We start from the raw sequence: 14,609 nt of genomic DNA on the forward strand, positions 1-14,609 counted from the left end.
GAATCAGTCGTGTTCTTCCGTCCTGGCGCGGACCGTCCGGGGATCGTTGCGGGTGATCGTGTAGTAGATCAGGCTGGCGAGGATGGCCCCCACGAACCATGAATACGGGCCCAGGCCCGAGCCTCCCGGGAGGAAGGTCTGCAGTGCCGGGACCAGCGCCAAGACACCCGCGACGACGGCGGCCGGAACCAGCGCGGCAATGGCCTTGAGGTTCCAGCCTTTGGTGTAGAAGTAGAGGCCGTTCTCGTCCTCGTGATACAGGTCCGAGACCTTGCACCGCTGGTGCCGGATGCGGAAGAAGTCCGTGAAGATGACCCCGAACAGTGGACCGAGCAACGCGCCGAGGCCGCCCAGGAAATACACGATCACCACGGGGCTGCTGAAGAGGTTCCAAGGCAGGATCACAATTGCGAGCACCGCGCTGATGAGGCCGCCACGGCGGAAGTCGATCCGGTGCGGGGCCACGTTGGCGAGGTCGTAGGAGGCTGAGACGAAGTTGGCCACCACATTGATGCCGATCGTGGCCACGACGAAGGTCACGGCGGCGATGATGGTGATCCACGGATTCTTGATCGCCTGGACGATCGCCACAGGATCGGTGATGACCTTGAACATGTCCTGCCCGCGGTACTGGTCTGCGGTGAAGTAGGACGCCGCGCCGGCCGTGACCACCACCGTGACAAGGGCGAACGCGATGAAGTTCACGGGCAGGCCCCAGAAGTTGCCGCGCAGGATGGTCTTCCGGTCCGGCGAGAACCGGGAGAAATCGCAAAAGTTCAGGAGAAGCGCAGCAAAGTACGTGACTGTGAGGGCGATGGCAGAGAAGAACTGGGTCAGGGCTGCCGGGCCGTCCAAGGGCGCGACGCCGGGGATCGAGAGGCTGAACTTGTTGCCCGCTTGCGTCAGGATGTAGATCGCGAGCGCGAACATGGCCACCCAAATGGCGGGACCGGCCCAGTCCTGGAACTTCCGGACCGTCTCCATGCCGCGCCTGATGACGAGCAGCTGGACCGCCCAGAGGACCAGGAAAGCCGCCCAGCCGAGCGGCGTCAGGCCAAGGATGCGCGGCACGTCGGGACCGTCGAGCGAGGTCAACTCGGGCCACACGGAAAACAGCAGCACCAGCACGGCTTCCGAGGCGAGCCAGGTCTGGATGCCGTACCAGGCGATCGCGATAAGTGCCCGGATCAGGGCAGCCAGGTTCGCTCCGAAGAGGCCGAACGACATCCGCGCGAGGACCGGATACGGAACGCCCGTTTTCTGCCCGGCCGTCCCGGCAAAGTTCATGAGGAAGTAGACCAGGGTGATGCCGAGGACCAGGGCCAGGAAGACCTGCCAGCCCACCAGTCCGGTGATGAAGAGGCCTGCCGCGAAAGTGTAACCGGCGATGCTGTGGACGTCGCACATCCACAGGGCGAAGAGGCTGCGAACCCTCCAATTGCGTTGCCGCGCCGGTGCGAGGTCCGCGTTCCATAGCCTGTCGCTGACCAATCGGCCTTCGGCGAGGATCCGGACTTTCTCAGGGTATTCGTCTCCCGGCTCAGGCAGTGCCTGCACAGCCGGGGACTCGTTTTTCCGCGCCATGACGCCTCCGAAGAACGCTTCCAAACATGCTTGGAATTACAGAATCGCCCCATTGCGGCCGGAAGGAAAGCCCTCTTGGGAGTGCCCGCACCCCAAGCATTAGCATTGGTCCCACTACGTCTTACTAGGAGGGTGCATGCCGTACATCGTTGACTTCGAGAATGTTTCTACTGTCGGTCTGGAATCGTCTCCCGTTGCCGAGGCGCTTGCCGGGTTGCGTGCCAACGAGGGCCGCTACTACCGGAACAAGTACGACCATGCCTTCACAGTGAGCCCTGCGGGCGAGGTTCCGGAGGTGGTCGAGCGGGTGAGCCGTATCCTGAAGGACGAGCGTGACATCGTCATCAGCTCCCGCCCGCTGGAAGCGACAGCCTTCGAAGTCGACGGTTTGCGGATGGCCTACGTTTTCTACGAGTCGGGGCTGTCGATCAACGTCATGTACAGCATCGATGCCGGCGGAAAGCGGGCGGTCGGATTCAAACTCGCCGAAGGCATGGAGATTCCGGAAGAACTCGCGTCACGCTTCAAGTTCGCTCGCCAGAAGTCAAAGTTGGCAGGCGTTATCCGCGGCTCGTTTTTCGTGATCAAGGGCGAGTACTAGCAGTCGGCGGAGGCAGCCAGCTCATGCCCCGAGGTTCAACATTTCGACGTAGCGGTCGATCATCATGTGTTGGCCCTTGATCTGGGAGATCAGCTCCGGGCTGGCGATCTCGCCGTCGGGCAGTTGTCCCGAGCCGCCGGACGGTCCCAGCGGAAGGATGATGACGGGCTTCGACGGCGTGTAAGCGGCCAGTTCCGCGGAGCCCTCAATCTGGGCTTGGATGTTCTTGGCAACCACGGCGGCCTCGCGCCCAGCGACGCCGGCTTTGTTCACGTCAATCGCCGAAATGTCGCCCAAGGCGTACACGTTCTCGAAGCCCACGACGCGGAGTTCGGAGGTGACGTCCAGGTAGCCCTCGGCAGTCCGCGCGGCAAGCAGGTCTCCGGCCGCATAGTCCGTCTGCGGAGCTATTCCGTAGCAGCGGAACCAGATGTCCGCCTCAATTGCAGTGCCGTCCGTGGTATTGACCGTGAACGTGGCGAATTCACCCGCAGGAACCGGAGGCAACTGCACCAACGCGCTGCCCATGATTCGCCGCACGCCTATCTCATCCAGCTGCCGGTTGACCTCGGTCCGCAGCCGCGGATCGTACGGTCCGGGAAGGATGTCCGGCGCCAGATCCACCAGCACAATGTCTTTGTCCGGCCACGCGGAGGCGATCTCGCCGGCAAATTCAAGGCCTACCGCCCCGGCGCCCAGCAGCATCACCCTGTCCGCGCGTTTGAGGTCATCATGTGCGGCTTGGTAGCGGGCGATGGCGTCGGTGGTGACCAGTCGATCACTCTTGGCCGGGAAGGGATAGCTGGAACCGCTCGCGAGGACGATGTAGTCCGGCGCCAAGCTGGCACCCGAAGCCAACTCGACGGTGTGCCCGTCCACCCGGACAGCGCGGTCCCGGAGTACCTCACCGTGCGCCAGCAGGCGGTCATAGGGAAGGAACATCCGCGGCAGGAAATCGGTTTGGACCACAGATCGGAGGGCCGCAATGTTGTGCACGAAAGCGTCCTTGGGCTCCACCAACGTAACGGTCGCATGTTCGTCCAGCGCCTTGGCTACGGAGATCCCGCCGTAGCCTCCGCCGATAACCACCACAGTGGGGTGCTGAGCCTGGTCATTCATGGCAACTCCCTTATGTAAGAAGCTCACGCTGCTCGGCTTGTGCCGCTCAGATCGTTTATGAGTCACAACGATTTCGAATAGTCAATAATTTCCTCAGTGATAAGATTTTCCTGATGAGTTCTTCGGCAGCGGGAAAGCAACTGGGGTTCCTCTTGGCGCGCCACGGGCGCATCATGAATACGCGCCTCCGCCAGGCGCTGGACTCCTCCGGGTTCAGTCCAAGGCATGCCGTGCTGCTGTGCCGGCTTGACGAGTCCGGGCCGCTCAGTCAGCAGGGCCTCATCGATATCCTCTCCATCGACGCAAGCGGACTGGTGGCGGTCCTGAACGACCTTGAGCGCGAAGGGCTGGCGGAGCGCCGCCGCGATCCCGCGGACCGCCGTCGCCATATCGTTGAAATCACTGCGGAAGGCAAGCGCGCGGTGGCGTCGATTGAAGTTGCGGTGGCCGACGTCGAGCAGGAGGCCTTTGCCGGATTCTCCGCCGATGAGCTCCAGCAACTCCATGGGCTGTTGTCGAGGATCCACGCCGAACCCGCGGATGAGGCCTGCGCCGAGGACTGAGCCCTACTGCAGCGTGGCGGTCAACCGCGCAACGTTGTCCACGTATTTGGCAAGCATCGGCCGGTGCAACCAGTCCTGCAGGGTCAACTCCCGGCACATTTCCCGGTAGCTCGACTCCACGGAGCGCATGCTGTCCACGGCTTCGGCGCCCAGTAGCATCACGGACACCTCCATGTTGAGCGAGAAGGAGCGCATGTCCATATTGCTGGAGCCGAGAACTGCCACTTCTTCGTCGATGGTGAAGTGCTTGGCGTGCAGCACGTATGGCGCGCGGTAGAGGTAGATCCGTACCCCGGCTTCGAGGAGCGCCTCGTAGTAGGAGCGCTGCGCATGGTGGACAAGGAACTGGTCGCCTTTCTCAGAGACGAAAAGCTCCACGTCGACGCCTCGCTGGGCCGCCGTCGTGATGGCATACAGCAGCGAATCGTCGGGCACGAAGTACGGACTGCAAATCGAGATTCGGTGCTGGGCCGAGTAGATCAGCGTGTTGAACAGGCGCAGGTTGTTTTCCGTGACAAACCCCGGGCCGCTGGGAACCACCTGGGCTGTCATCCGGCCGGGTGTTGCCTGGACCGCGACCTGCAGTTGATGTTCGAGGGATTCATCGGTTTCGCTGAGCCAGTCAGTAGCGAAGACAACGTTGAGGGTCGCAACGATCGGCCCCTCCATCCGCGCCATGAGCTCCACCCACTTACGCCCGGCGCGTCGGTGCTTGGGGTTGTTGTAGGAAGGCTCGATCAGGTTCTGGGAGCCGGTGAAGGCAATTTCGCCGTCGATCACCAGGATTTTCCGGTGGTTCCGCAAATCCGGACGGCGCCACTGGCCGTGGATGGGCAACAACGGCAACATCCGGCGCCACTGGATCTGGCCGCGCTTGAGCCTGCGGACCAGCTTTCGGTAGCCCGGGATCCGCAGCGTGCCGATGTGGTCGAACAGAAGGCGGACATTGACGCCGCGCGCGGCTGCATTTTCCAACTCAGTGAGGAGTTCGTCCGTTACCGAGTCGCTGCTCATGATGTAGAACTCCGCGTTGACGAACTTCTTGGCCCCCCGGACCGCTTCCGCCATGGCCTTGATGGATTCCTCGTAGCCGGGGATCAGCTCCACGGAGTTGCCGTCCACCATCGGCAGCGAGCCGAGGCGCTGGTTCAGTTCACCAGCCGAGGTCACCCATTCCGGTCCCGAGTATTTGCTGACGACGTCGGCGAGCGCCGACGTGCCGGCGCGCACCCGTTCGTTGACTTCCTCCTGCTGTTCACGACGACGGCGGGACAAGCGGAAATTGCCGAACAACAGGAACAGGACGAAACCGACTGACGGAACGAGGAAGACGGCCAGGAGCCAGGCCATGGCCGTGGTGGGACGGCGGTTTCCAGGTATAACGCCGAGCAGCACGACCCTCAAGATGATCTCAACGATGGCCCACGCGCTGAGGAGCCAGGTCCACTCGATCCCGAACTGAAAAGGAAACAGCACCCCGCACCCCCACGGTCAAACAACCAATCAAAGAACTAGCAGTCAGCCCAGCCTATCTGGCGCACCCTTCCCAACTGTTTGTCCTGCGGGCCAGCACTAAGCTGGAAGCATGACTTTACCTGCCTCGACGGTCCTCGTTTTCCTGGATCCAGCGTTCGAAAACGGCCGCATCGCCGATTCCAGCCAGCCGCAGCTCATGGCAACCGACCTGGGCGCCACCCGAGGCGACGGCGTCTTCGAGTCGCTGCTCGCCGTCGAGGGCCGTGCGCGGAAGGTGCAAGCGCACCTGAACAGGCTTGAGAGTTCAGCCCGCGCACTCGACCTCAACATTCCTGAGCCGAACGTCTGGCGCCGTGCGATTGACACCGCGATCACCGAATTCCGCGACGCCTTCCCCGCGCCAAGCCCGGCCGAGGACGAGGTTGTCGTCAAGCTTCTGGTGACGCGCGGCGTTGAGGGCGCTTCGACTCCTACGTGCTGGATCCAGGCTTCGCCGTCCCCCGCGGGCAGTCGCCGGCAGCGCGAGACGGGCATCGACGTCGTACTTCTTGACCGTGGCTTCGACACGGAAGCGGGCGACCGCGCCCCTTGGCTGCTGCTCGGCGCCAAGACTCTGTCCTATGCCGTGAATATGGCCGCGCTGCGCTACGCGCACAAGCAAGGTGCGGACGACGCGATCTTCACCTCAACGGACGGGCGTGTCCTGGAGGGCCCGACCTCCACGGTGTTGCTGGCTCACGTTGAAACGGTCGACGACGGCGCCGGCTCGGTACGCACCGTCAAGCGCCTCATCACTCCGCAACTGGACAGCGGAATCCTGCCGGGCACGTCCCAGGACGCGCTTTTCACCAAGGCAAAGGCAGCGGGCTGGGAGCTCGGCTACGGCCCGCTGGTTCCGCAAGACCTGTTCGACGCCGACGCGGTGTGGCTGATCTCGAGCATCCGGCTCATCGCGCCCGTCAACCATGTGGATGGCAGGGAGATCGGCACCCCGGCAATGCGCAAACAGCTGACGGCCGAGCTCAACGAGCTGTTCGCGGGGATCGAGTAGGGTTTTCGCGACTGCTACTGGCTCAGGATCTGCTCCCGCAGGATGTCTGCGTGTCCGCAGTGTTGCGCGAGCTCGCGGAGCATGTGGAGGTACACCCAGCGCAGCGGAAGCGGGCCACGTCGGTTGCCGTTGAGCATGTCGTCGAGCCCCAAGGACGATGTCGCCTGGCGCGATGCTTCGCATGCCTCGCGGTGTGCCTGCTGGATTGAAGCGACGGTGTCGCCGTCATCGAGGATAAACGACTCGTCCGGCGTCGAAGGGATGCCGATCTCGGCACGGGAACGGCATGTGATGGCTTCGTCGAACCAGACCTTCTCGACGAAGGTCGCGTGTTTCACGAGGCCGAGCAAGGTGGTCCGGGACGGCACCAATGACCGCCGGGCCTGTTCCTCCGTCAACCCGTTCAAGGAGTCATTGAGCGCGCGCCGGTGCTCGTCGATGAATGCCTCGAATTGGATCCGGATTGGCTGGTTGAAGATGTCCTCGGCAAGCGTCACTGTTGCACCTATGTTTTCCGTCAAGCAGGGATTCAGTCAGGATCGACGTGATCCGAGCTTAGCCGGGGAATAGACTCCGTTCATGCGCCTGGCGATCATTGGAGCGGTTCTGCTTGCGGCCGGTGCCGTGGCGATCGCCACGGGCGCCCTGCCTTTCGCCGATCTCGCGGCACTCGTGGATCGGGTGGCTCCGATTCTGCTGTTCGTCGTCGCGATGACCGTTGTGACTGAGCTGTGCAGTGAGGCCGGAGTCTTCCTTTGGACTGCCCGCCGGCTCCGTTATTGGGGCCGCGGATACAGCATTCTTTTGTGGCTGTTCCTGGCGGTCTTCGCGACGCTCAGTACCGTCTTCCTGTCTTTGGATACGACGGCGGTATTGCTGACCCCGGTGGTGGTCAGTGTGACGCGGCAAGCCGGGCTGCCGGCGCTGCCCTTCGCACTGACCACGGTGTGGCTGGCCAACACGGCAAGCCTGCTGCTGCCCATTTCCAACCTGACCAACCTTCTGGCCCAGCACAGCCTTGGCGGTATTACTCCGGGCGGGTTTGCCGGCCTGATGTGGGCCCCCTCCCTTGCGGCCGTTCTCGTACCGCTGCTGTTCATCGGGATCGTCTTCCGGCGGGATCTGCGCAACCGCTATTCACGGATCCCGCTCGGGCGGATCAGGCCGGATCAGCCAGCCGGCGCCGAATCCAGGCCTGCGGCGGACCGGATTCTGCTCGGGTGCAGCGCTGTGGTGCTGGTGTTGCTGCTGCCTGCCTTGGTGTCCGGGATCCCGGTATGGATCCCGGCCCTGGCCGGGGCCGTTGTGCTGGGCGTGGTGTTCGCGTTGCGGCGCCGGCGTGTTCTCAAGGTGTCGCTGATTCCTTGGTCCTTGTTGCTGTTCGCTTCCGGCCTCTTTCTGGTGATGGAAGCAGCCAGGCACCTGGGGGCCCCCGTGTTGCTGAGTCAACTGGCCGGACAAGGCCAGGGCTTCATGGATTTGATTCGGCTTGCCGCGACGGGCGCCGCCGGTTCCAATGTCCTCAACAATTTGCCTGCCTACCTGCTGGCAGAACCGCTCGCCGGGACACCCGCGCGGATGGCGGCGTTGCTGATCGGAGTCAATGCGGGCCCGATCATCACCCCCTGGGCGTCGCTGGCCACCCTGTTGTGGCACGACCGGCTAATGCGCATGAACGTGCTGATTACGTGGAAGGGATATGCGATCTTCGGACTGATCGTTGCGCCTCTGACGGTGTTCGCGGCGGTGGCGGTGCTGGCAGCCACCGGACAGTGAGCGCGTTCGGCGCGTGCCGGAAACGGAGCCTATCGCCGGGTGCGAAGAATCGGGACAGAATATAGAACAGCTCGGGCGGTAGCACCGGGCCCGTACGAGAAGGATCTACCTCATGCTCAGTCTGCAGGACATCGATAACATCGTCCTCAACGGAGGGATTGTGGTGGACGCCGACGGGGAAAAAATCGGCTCAGTGGAACAAATCTTCACCAGTGGTGATTCCGGGGATCCTGTCTTTGTCACTGTGCGGACCGGCTTGTTCGGCATGTCAGAGTCTTTCGCCCCGCTTTCCGGGGCCAGCCTGGAGAATTCGGTGATCAGGGTGGCCTTCGCCAAGGACAAAGTGAAGAACGGTCCGCGCATCGAGAGCGACCGCGGCGTGATCACGGAGACGCAGGAACAGGAACTCTACAGCTATTACGGGCTCGTGACCGAGGAATCCAACGATGCCGCCATGGGAACCGGTCGCGAGGATGCCGGGCTCAAGACGGTGGACACCGCGCCCGGGGAGAACGCACCGGAGGGGTCTCCGCAGATCCCGCAGCCGCCGCACCTGCGCGGTGGCCCGCCACCCCCGCATCCGCCGCACCTGCACAAACATGTACCCGGGCCCCCGCATCCCGGCCCACCCCCGCCGCATCGGCCACCTGGGACCGCGCCGGAACCGGGACACCTTCAATAGCCGCGGCCTGCTTGCCGGAGGATTTCAGCCGCCGGCCGTGATCCTTACCGCGGTCACTCCGCCGCCGGTAGACGCGGCGGAAGCGCCTGCATATGCCCGCATCACCATGACCTGGACAGTGACCGGCCCTGGCTGCAGCTGAACAACGCGAGCATAGGGAACAGAGCAATCGAACGTCTGGTCCTGCGGGGCCAGGCCGGTCCGTGGATCCTGGGCGATGACCAACTGGACGTCCGAGGCGCCAACACAGGCTGCGGTCACGGTATACGGGCCTGCGTCCTCCACCCTCGCAGTCTTTCTAATCCCGCTGACGGGGCCACCCACCGTGCCTGAATCCTCCAGGATCACCGCTCCGCAAGCAGCCCCGAGAAGTTGCTTGGCGGCAACGAGGTTGCTGGCTTCGAGCGCAACGGTTGCCTGATCCTTAGTGGGCAACTGGACCCGTGGCGGGGAACTCCGCGTCGGCCCGGCAGCCGGCTGCGGATCGCCGGCGTCGGTATATTCGCAGCCGGACAAACCGGCCGCAAGCAGCAGCCCTGCCAGTAATACCCCTACGGTTTTGGTTCCCCCATGCCCCACCATGGATCCGAGTGTAGCGGGCCAGGCAATTTAGCTTGCCGAACTCTATTGTGCCGCCATGGCGGCAGTAGTTAACTAGTCCCGTGAACTCTGCTGGGGAAGGGTGATCTGCCTCTCGGCCCAGCGGGCACCTGGTTTCACGGTGCCGTGGAATCAGCAAAGTTGATGGAGGGCATCATTGTGAGTGCAGTTTCTTCGTCCCAGAATTTCAATCACGGTTTTCCCACGCCAGGACCCCAGGATCCCTCGCCCCAGAAGGTCATGGATCATGTTTTCTTCCTCTCCGAAGGGGAATGGAAAAAAGTCCGCGAAGAAGAGCAATTCGACCACATCGTCATCGGCAGCGGGTTCTGCGCCTACGCCTTTGCTGAGCGGACACTAACAGTCAACCCGCACGCACGGATCCTGATCATTGAACGGGGTCCGTTTTTCTTGCCGCAGCACTTCCAGAACCTTCCGCTGCCCTACAAGGAGACCCTGGGGGGCCTCTCGGAGACCTTCCCGTGGACCTTGGCGGCCGCCACGGCCACCCAGCCGCCAGGCAAGATTTCCTGGCAACACGGCATGGTCCCTTTCTACGGCGGACGCAGCATCATGTGGAGCGCATGGTGCCCCCGCCCCGAGGAAGATGAAATGCGGGGCTGGCCGCGGGCAGTGATGGACGCCGCCAAGTCGCACTTCACGTCCGCGGAAGACCTGCTCAACGTGGTTTCGGCGGACCAAATCGACGCCGGTCGGTCGGCCGCCGTCGTCGATCTGATCAACGACACCCGGCCCGTCTACGGAATCATGCAGAAAGCCCTCCAGGAAAGGCTTGAGGCGGGCCTTCACAAGATCGATGCCACCACCCGCAGCATGCCGGCCCCGCTCGCTGCGGCGACCGGCGCGACGTCGGGCGTGGACTTCGCGAAGTTCTCGACGCCGGCAGTCCTCCTTGAACTGACGGACAAGCAAGCGGCACTTGAGGCCCAAGGCAAGGGCGCCGCTCTTCGCATGGTCACGGACTGCACCGTGTTGAGCGTGCTCCAGCAGGACGGACGGGCCACGGCGTTGAACACCAACCGCGGCGTGGTGAACGTCGGCAACGCCAATCTGGTCTTGGCCATGGGCACTCTTCCGCCGGCAACCCTGGTCCTGAATTCCTTCCCGCAGGTCCAGGGCGCCGGTGGGCACTTCAGCGCCCACTTCATCACCTCGCTGGTGGCCCGGGTTCCCCGCGAGGATTTTGATTTCAGCGAACAACTCGGCGAGTTGGAACTGGCGGCCATCTATTTGGCGGGCAAGAGTCGGGCCGGAATGCAGTACCACGTGCAGCTTTCGGTCCTCTCCGACCGTTGCCCGGACAAGAACGCCCAGAAGTCCGAACGCTACGCTCCCGACGTCGTCGCCACGGCTTCGCTCGCCCAGCTGCGGTCCTCGGAGGACTACTTGGTGTTCGTCTGTGCCGTCCTCGGCGAACTGGACGAAAGCAACCCGGAGAACCATTTGCGGCTCTCCGGCGGCACGGACCCCACCTGCAACGTCACCTTGCAGGTGTTGGCCAACGCCACCGACGACGACACATGGGACACCATGGACGAGGGAACTTTCCAGATGCTGGAGCGGGTCCTGTCCCCCGCAGGTGCGGAGCGCGTCGAATACTGGCACGGAGATCCCGACGCCGGAACCTGGGGTGCCGAGCGTCCCGCCATCCCGGAGCGCCGTGTGCCGGGCTTGGTCCACGAAAGCTCAAGCCTGCCGATCGGCGAAGAGGAGGACGCCGTCGTCGGGACCGACTACCGCCTCAACGGTGTGCGGAACGTTTTCGTCACCGGCGGAAGCCTCTGGCCCACCGGCGGTTCCTGGAACCCCACCATGACAATGGTGGCCTTGGCGCAAGACCTCGCCGAAAGACTAGAGGCCGACGGCGGAACGGCGGTTGCGCCATGACTGTCGCCCCGGCGTTGGACCCGGCGCTCCTTCCCACAGTTCCGCCCATGAGCGTCGCCGATGTGCTGGACCGGCAGGACGGCGTGTACTGGGTGGTGAAGGACGCGAATTCGGTCTTTCTGTGGGTCAACCAGAACTTCGCGGACCTGGTGGGCATGAGCAAGTCGGAGTTGATCGGGCACCAAGACTCGCGCGCGGAACACGTTGCCCACGACAAGGAAGTGATGGCGAACGGAAAGCCGCTGCTCAACTTTCACGAAACCATCGCCGTCCCCAGCAAGGAGGGCGGCATGGTGAATGTGGACATCGTGACCCAAAAAGGGTTGCTGCGTGCCCTGGGCAGCAAGGACATCATCGGGATTACCGTCTGCTTCTCGCTGAAGGATCCGGTCACATGAGTGGATTCGCCGAGGACTGGATCAAACAGCTGGACATGTCCCCCGCTAGCGTGGGCGGCTGGTTCGCGCCCGCGCTCGTGAGCAACGAGGATATCGCCGGTTCGGCGCTGCCTCCGCGCTTCGGCGTCGACCATCCGCTCTACAGCTCCAACTGGTACCTGCTGGAGGCGGGGGAGGTCCTCCAGTTGCACGCCCTCAAGCAGGACGAACTGTGGTTCTTCCATTTGGGGACACCAATCAGGCTGCATGTCTTCTCCCGGGAGCTGGGCTATCAGGACTTTGGGTATACCGAGGCCTTGTTGGGTCCGGACCCGGAAGCAGGCGAGACCTTGCAAGGAGTTGCCCCCAACTCCACCTGGTTCGGTGCCGAGTTGGCCGGACCGGGGTTCGCCTTGGTCAGCTGCAGCCTCTCACCGGGATACGAGAGATCGGACTCCACGAAACCAACGGCTCGGGACATCGAGTCGCTCGTTTTGAGGTTCCCCGGGCATGCCGAGCTGATCCTGCGCCTGGCGGCGGTATAGCCGGTTGGCGACGAGGCTAGGAGGAATGCCCGGATAAAACGTCTGGTGCGCCGGTTCTGGGGCCGGCGCACCAGGCTTCTCCCCCAACTGACTCGCAGTTGTTGTCGTTCTGAGCGCCCAAAACGACAACAAATGCGAGTGAGTTGGGCTTCTCAGGATCCGATCGGAGACAGTGCCCGCACCAGGCCGAAGAGGTCCTTGGGGTCATCGGGGTTGGCGACGAGGTCGATCTCTTCGAAGAATTCCGAGCCGTCAACGGCATTGCGGAGATACCGCAAGGCGGAAAAGTCCTCGATCGCGAAGCCCACGGAATCGAATATCGTGATCTGGTCCTTGGAGGTCCGGCCCGGCGCGTGCCCGCCCAGGACCTGCCAGAATTCGGTGACGGGAAAATCGGCGGACATTTGCTGGATCTCGCCTTCAATCCTCGTCTGGGGATCGTATTCCACAAAGACGTCGCCGAGGCGGAGGATGGCAGCGTCGAGTTCGGTCTTCCCTGGGCAATCGCCGCCGATCGCGTTGATGTGAACACCGGGCGAAACCTGGTCTGCTGTCAGGATCGTGGCATTGGCCTTGTCCGCCGTGCACGTGGTGATGACGTCGGCACCCTCCACTGCGTGCGCCGCCGAAGCTGCGATGGTGATGTCGAAGCCGAGGGGAGCCATGTTCCGGACGAACTTTTCCATCGCAGCCGGATCCGTGTCCCAGATCCTGACCGTGTTGATACCCAGGGCCGCCCGGAAGGCCAGCGCCTGAAACTCCGATTGGGTTCCGGTGCCGATCAACCCCATGATCCGGGCATCGGGGCGCGCGATTTTCTTCGCGACCATCCCGGACGTGGCGGCCGTCCGCAGCGCCGTCAGCACAGTCATCTCCGCAAGGAACGTCGGGTAGCCGTTATGGACGTCGGACAGCACACCGAAAGCTGTCACGGTCTGGAAGCCACGCGCGGGATTCGAAGGGTGTCCATTTACATACTTGAAGCCGTATGTTTCGTGGTCGCTGGTGGGCATCAGCTCGATGACGCCAAATGGCGTGTGACTTGCCACCCGCGGAGTCTTGTCAAATGATTCCCACCGCTGGAAGTCGTCCTCCAAGTACTGGATCATCTCCGAGATGATGACCTCCGGGCCCCGCCCGGCCGTCCAGCGAACCATATTGCGGACATCGACAAAGCGCGTCATGTGCGCTCCTTTCCCTCATAAGCACTGTTGCTACGAGGCTACGGAGCGGCGATATGCATCCACAATTGCCAAACTACGTACTTTTCATTGAAAATCTGTACAAAATGACGAACGTAATTGCGCTTAATGCTTAAGCGGCCTGCCGACGTCACGTGAGCGGTTATCGCAGAACTGAGCTGAGCAAAAGACTCGTCTCACTATTGACGATCCCCTCGATGCCGCGGATCCTGCCCAGCACCTGGTCAAAATCGCTGAGGCTTTCCGTGCGTAGCTCCGCCACGAGGTCCCATCCTCCGTTCGTGGTGTGCAGCGCCCAAATCTCGGGAAGTCCCCGGAGCTGGCGAATAACCTTGTCGGCAGACCTTCCCTCCACTGCAATGAGCGCAATAGCCCGAATCGCAAGTGGATCGACCTCGTCGCGCACCCTCGCGGTAAAACCAACGATGGTTCCGGAGGAGACAAGACGCTCGAGCCGGCTATTCACAGTGGCCCTGGCGACGCCCAACGTGCGCGCGAGGCTGGCCACGGACGCCCTGCCGTCCTCCCTCAGGGCAGAGAGGAGCTGGCGGTCAAGATCGGTGAGTGCTGCCATAAAGATAAACGTATCGCCCATTCCCCAAGCGGGCCTGAGTCCGTAGGGTATCGACATGAGCATCTACATCAGCCCCGACTCTGCTGCATGGTCGCTGACGGCCATGGCGACTGGTGCGTCAGCGGGATCAATCGATGATGCGAATGGCATGTCCAACTTGGTGAAGGAAATCTACGAGACAGAAGGTTTCGAAGCCCTGTCGGGTGTTGTTTTTGCCTTGGCTCATCACAACAGCCTCTCGCTGCATGCACTCGCCACGGCCACCGGGATATCCGTCCACGAGTTGCTGGAAATCCGGAAGCATCAGGGTTCCACTTTTCATCACTCCCCCACAGGGGTAGGGTCACGGCTCGACGCCCTCCCACCCCGGATCCAGGCGAGCCTGGAACCGCTGCCCGATGAAACCGAATCCTAATCCCCACTGGCTCCCAGTCTTCGCAAGCTCAGCCCGGGGCCCTCGCCAGCGTGGGCCCACCATCCACAGCCGTCCGGTTACGGAACATGACGACGGCCGGTGCTGCAGGGCGCCGTCGTGGATGTTATTTTTCTTC

16 protein-coding genes are annotated in these 14,609 nt (G+C 62.9%); 9 read left to right on the forward strand and 7 right to left on the reverse strand.

The annotated features are described in order from the left end of the window. Positions 1-3: 3 nt before the first annotated feature. Complete coding sequence (locus AC1DJW_RS10205; protein WP_459342018.1) at positions 4-1,584, reverse strand: NCS1 family nucleobase:cation symporter-1; 1,581 nt, start codon at positions 1,582-1,584, stop codon at positions 4-6. Positions 1,585-1,720: 136 nt separating this feature from the next. On the opposite strand from AC1DJW_RS10205, the gene AC1DJW_RS10210 reads away from it, so the two are divergent. After that, entirely contained in the window at positions 1,721-2,185 is a 465-nt protein-coding gene (locus AC1DJW_RS10210; RefSeq protein WP_390279980.1) for a phage tail protein, read from the forward strand. A 21-nt stretch (positions 2,186-2,206) separates the two neighbouring features. Here the strand turns inward: AC1DJW_RS10210 and AC1DJW_RS10215 are convergent, their stop codons facing one another. Next, positions 2,207-3,304: an FAD-dependent oxidoreductase gene (locus tag AC1DJW_RS10215; protein ID WP_476901342.1), complete on the reverse strand. Its 1,098-nt coding sequence runs from the start codon at positions 3,302-3,304 to the stop codon at positions 2,207-2,209. Between the two features lie 113 nt (positions 3,305-3,417). On the opposite strand from AC1DJW_RS10215, the gene AC1DJW_RS10220 reads away from it, so the two are divergent. Continuing rightward, positions 3,418-3,867, forward strand: coding sequence for a MarR family winged helix-turn-helix transcriptional regulator (locus AC1DJW_RS10220; protein WP_476901343.1), 450 nt, complete (start codon positions 3,418-3,420; stop codon positions 3,865-3,867). A gap of 3 nt (positions 3,868-3,870) precedes the next feature. Here the strand turns inward: AC1DJW_RS10220 and cls are convergent, their stop codons facing one another. Next, positions 3,871-5,343 carry a cardiolipin synthase gene (cls, locus tag AC1DJW_RS10225; protein WP_476901344.1) on the reverse strand — a complete coding sequence of 491 codons (1,473 nt, stop codon included), beginning with the start codon at positions 5,341-5,343 and terminating at the stop codon, positions 3,871-3,873. A 109-nt stretch (positions 5,344-5,452) separates the two neighbouring features. Here cls and AC1DJW_RS10230 point away from each other — a divergent pair, with 109 nt between their 5' ends. After that, entirely contained in the window at positions 5,453-6,394 is a 942-nt protein-coding gene (locus AC1DJW_RS10230; RefSeq protein WP_284752835.1) for an aminodeoxychorismate lyase, read from the forward strand. Between the two features lie 14 nt (positions 6,395-6,408). On the opposite strand, the gene AC1DJW_RS10235 is transcribed toward AC1DJW_RS10230, so the two are convergent. Further along, positions 6,409-6,915, reverse strand: coding sequence for a DinB family protein (locus tag AC1DJW_RS10235; protein ID WP_476901345.1), 507 nt, complete (start codon positions 6,913-6,915; stop codon positions 6,409-6,411). A gap of 58 nt (positions 6,916-6,973) precedes the next feature. Between AC1DJW_RS10235 and AC1DJW_RS10240 the strand changes: the two genes are divergently transcribed. Further along, a complete protein-coding gene (locus AC1DJW_RS10240) occupies positions 6,974-8,170 on the forward strand; it encodes an SLC13 family permease (RefSeq protein WP_476901346.1) in 1,197 nt (398 codons plus the stop codon). A gap of 112 nt (positions 8,171-8,282) precedes the next feature. Then, entirely contained in the window at positions 8,283-8,852 is a 570-nt protein-coding gene (locus tag AC1DJW_RS10245) for a PRC-barrel domain-containing protein (protein WP_476901347.1), read from the forward strand. A gap of 24 nt (positions 8,853-8,876) precedes the next feature. Here AC1DJW_RS10245 and AC1DJW_RS10250 read toward each other — a convergent pair whose 3' ends face one another. Beyond that, positions 8,877-9,434 (reverse strand): hypothetical protein, encoded by a 558-nt coding sequence (locus AC1DJW_RS10250; protein ID WP_476901348.1) that lies wholly within the window; start codon positions 9,432-9,434, stop codon positions 8,877-8,879. Positions 9,435-9,692: 258 nt separating this feature from the next. Between AC1DJW_RS10250 and AC1DJW_RS10255 the strand changes: the two genes are divergently transcribed. From AC1DJW_RS10255 to AC1DJW_RS10265, 3 genes are read left to right on the forward strand one after another with little or no spacing between them, the layout of a single operon-like run. Then, on the forward strand, positions 9,693-11,360 hold the full coding sequence (locus AC1DJW_RS10255) for a GMC oxidoreductase (RefSeq protein ID WP_476901349.1): 1,668 nt from the start codon (positions 9,693-9,695) through the stop codon (positions 11,358-11,360). Positions 11,361-11,407: 47 nt separating this feature from the next. Further along, positions 11,408-11,758 carry a PAS domain-containing protein gene (locus AC1DJW_RS10260; RefSeq protein WP_476901350.1) on the forward strand — a complete coding sequence of 117 codons (351 nt, stop codon included), beginning with the start codon at positions 11,408-11,410 and terminating at the stop codon, positions 11,756-11,758. After that, a complete protein-coding gene (locus tag AC1DJW_RS10265) occupies positions 11,755-12,282 on the forward strand; it encodes a cupin domain-containing protein (protein WP_284752828.1) in 528 nt (175 codons plus the stop codon). Before AC1DJW_RS10260 ends, AC1DJW_RS10265 begins: the two co-directional genes overlap by 4 nt. Positions 12,283-12,434: 152 nt before the next feature. Here AC1DJW_RS10265 and AC1DJW_RS10270 read toward each other — a convergent pair whose 3' ends face one another. Both AC1DJW_RS10270 and AC1DJW_RS10275 read right to left on the reverse strand, forming a co-directional pair. Beyond that, positions 12,435-13,466 (reverse strand): ornithine cyclodeaminase, encoded by a 1,032-nt coding sequence (locus AC1DJW_RS10270; RefSeq protein WP_476901351.1) that lies wholly within the window; start codon positions 13,464-13,466, stop codon positions 12,435-12,437. Positions 13,467-13,626: 160 nt separating this feature from the next. Then, on the reverse strand, positions 13,627-14,058 hold the full coding sequence (locus AC1DJW_RS10275) for an Lrp/AsnC family transcriptional regulator (protein ID WP_284752826.1): 432 nt from the start codon (positions 14,056-14,058) through the stop codon (positions 13,627-13,629). A gap of 55 nt (positions 14,059-14,113) precedes the next feature. Here AC1DJW_RS10275 and AC1DJW_RS10280 point away from each other — a divergent pair, with 55 nt between their 5' ends. Continuing rightward, the gene (locus tag AC1DJW_RS10280; RefSeq protein ID WP_284752825.1) at positions 14,114-14,473 is read left to right on the forward strand and encodes a hypothetical protein; all 360 of its coding nucleotides are present in this window, start codon (positions 14,114-14,116) and stop codon (positions 14,471-14,473) included. The last annotated feature ends 136 nt before the right edge of the window (positions 14,474-14,609 follow it).

It is taken from the genome of Arthrobacter sp. 05L417 (genome assembly GCF_056397865.1).

Excerpts from the sequence above, each read along its gene's own strand:
- AC1DJW_RS10240 (WP_476901346.1), top strand. The coding sequence starts at position 6,974 with ATGCGCCTGGCGATCATTGGAGCGGTTCTGCTTGCGGCCGGTGCCGTG.
- AC1DJW_RS10255 (WP_476901349.1), top strand. The coding sequence starts at position 9,693 with ATGGATCATGTTTTCTTCCTCTCCGAAGGGGAATGGAAAAAAGTCCGC.
- AC1DJW_RS10205 (WP_459342018.1), bottom strand. The coding sequence starts at position 1,584 with ATGGCGCGGAAAAACGAGTCCCCGGCTGTGCAGGCACTGCCTGAGCCG.
- AC1DJW_RS10220 (WP_476901343.1), top strand. The coding sequence starts at position 3,418 with ATGAGTTCTTCGGCAGCGGGAAAGCAACTGGGGTTCCTCTTGGCGCGC.
- AC1DJW_RS10270 (WP_476901351.1), bottom strand. The coding sequence starts at position 13,466 with ATGACGCGCTTTGTCGATGTCCGCAATATGGTTCGCTGGACGGCCGGG.
- AC1DJW_RS10250 (WP_476901348.1), bottom strand. The coding sequence starts at position 9,434 with ATGGTGGGGCATGGGGGAACCAAAACCGTAGGGGTATTACTGGCAGGG.
- AC1DJW_RS10245 (WP_476901347.1), top strand. The coding sequence starts at position 8,283 with ATGCTCAGTCTGCAGGACATCGATAACATCGTCCTCAACGGAGGGATT.
- AC1DJW_RS10260 (WP_476901350.1), top strand. The coding sequence starts at position 11,408 with ATGAGCGTCGCCGATGTGCTGGACCGGCAGGACGGCGTGTACTGGGTG.
- AC1DJW_RS10230 (WP_284752835.1), top strand. The coding sequence starts at position 5,453 with ATGACTTTACCTGCCTCGACGGTCCTCGTTTTCCTGGATCCAGCGTTC.
- AC1DJW_RS10265 (WP_284752828.1), top strand. The coding sequence starts at position 11,755 with ATGAGTGGATTCGCCGAGGACTGGATCAAACAGCTGGACATGTCCCCC.
- AC1DJW_RS10215 (WP_476901342.1), bottom strand. The coding sequence starts at position 3,304 with ATGAATGACCAGGCTCAGCACCCCACTGTGGTGGTTATCGGCGGAGGC.
- AC1DJW_RS10210 (WP_390279980.1), top strand. The coding sequence starts at position 1,721 with ATGCCGTACATCGTTGACTTCGAGAATGTTTCTACTGTCGGTCTGGAA.
- AC1DJW_RS10280 (WP_284752825.1), top strand. The coding sequence starts at position 14,114 with ATGAGCATCTACATCAGCCCCGACTCTGCTGCATGGTCGCTGACGGCC.
- AC1DJW_RS10275 (WP_284752826.1), bottom strand. The coding sequence starts at position 14,058 with ATGGCAGCACTCACCGATCTTGACCGCCAGCTCCTCTCTGCCCTGAGG.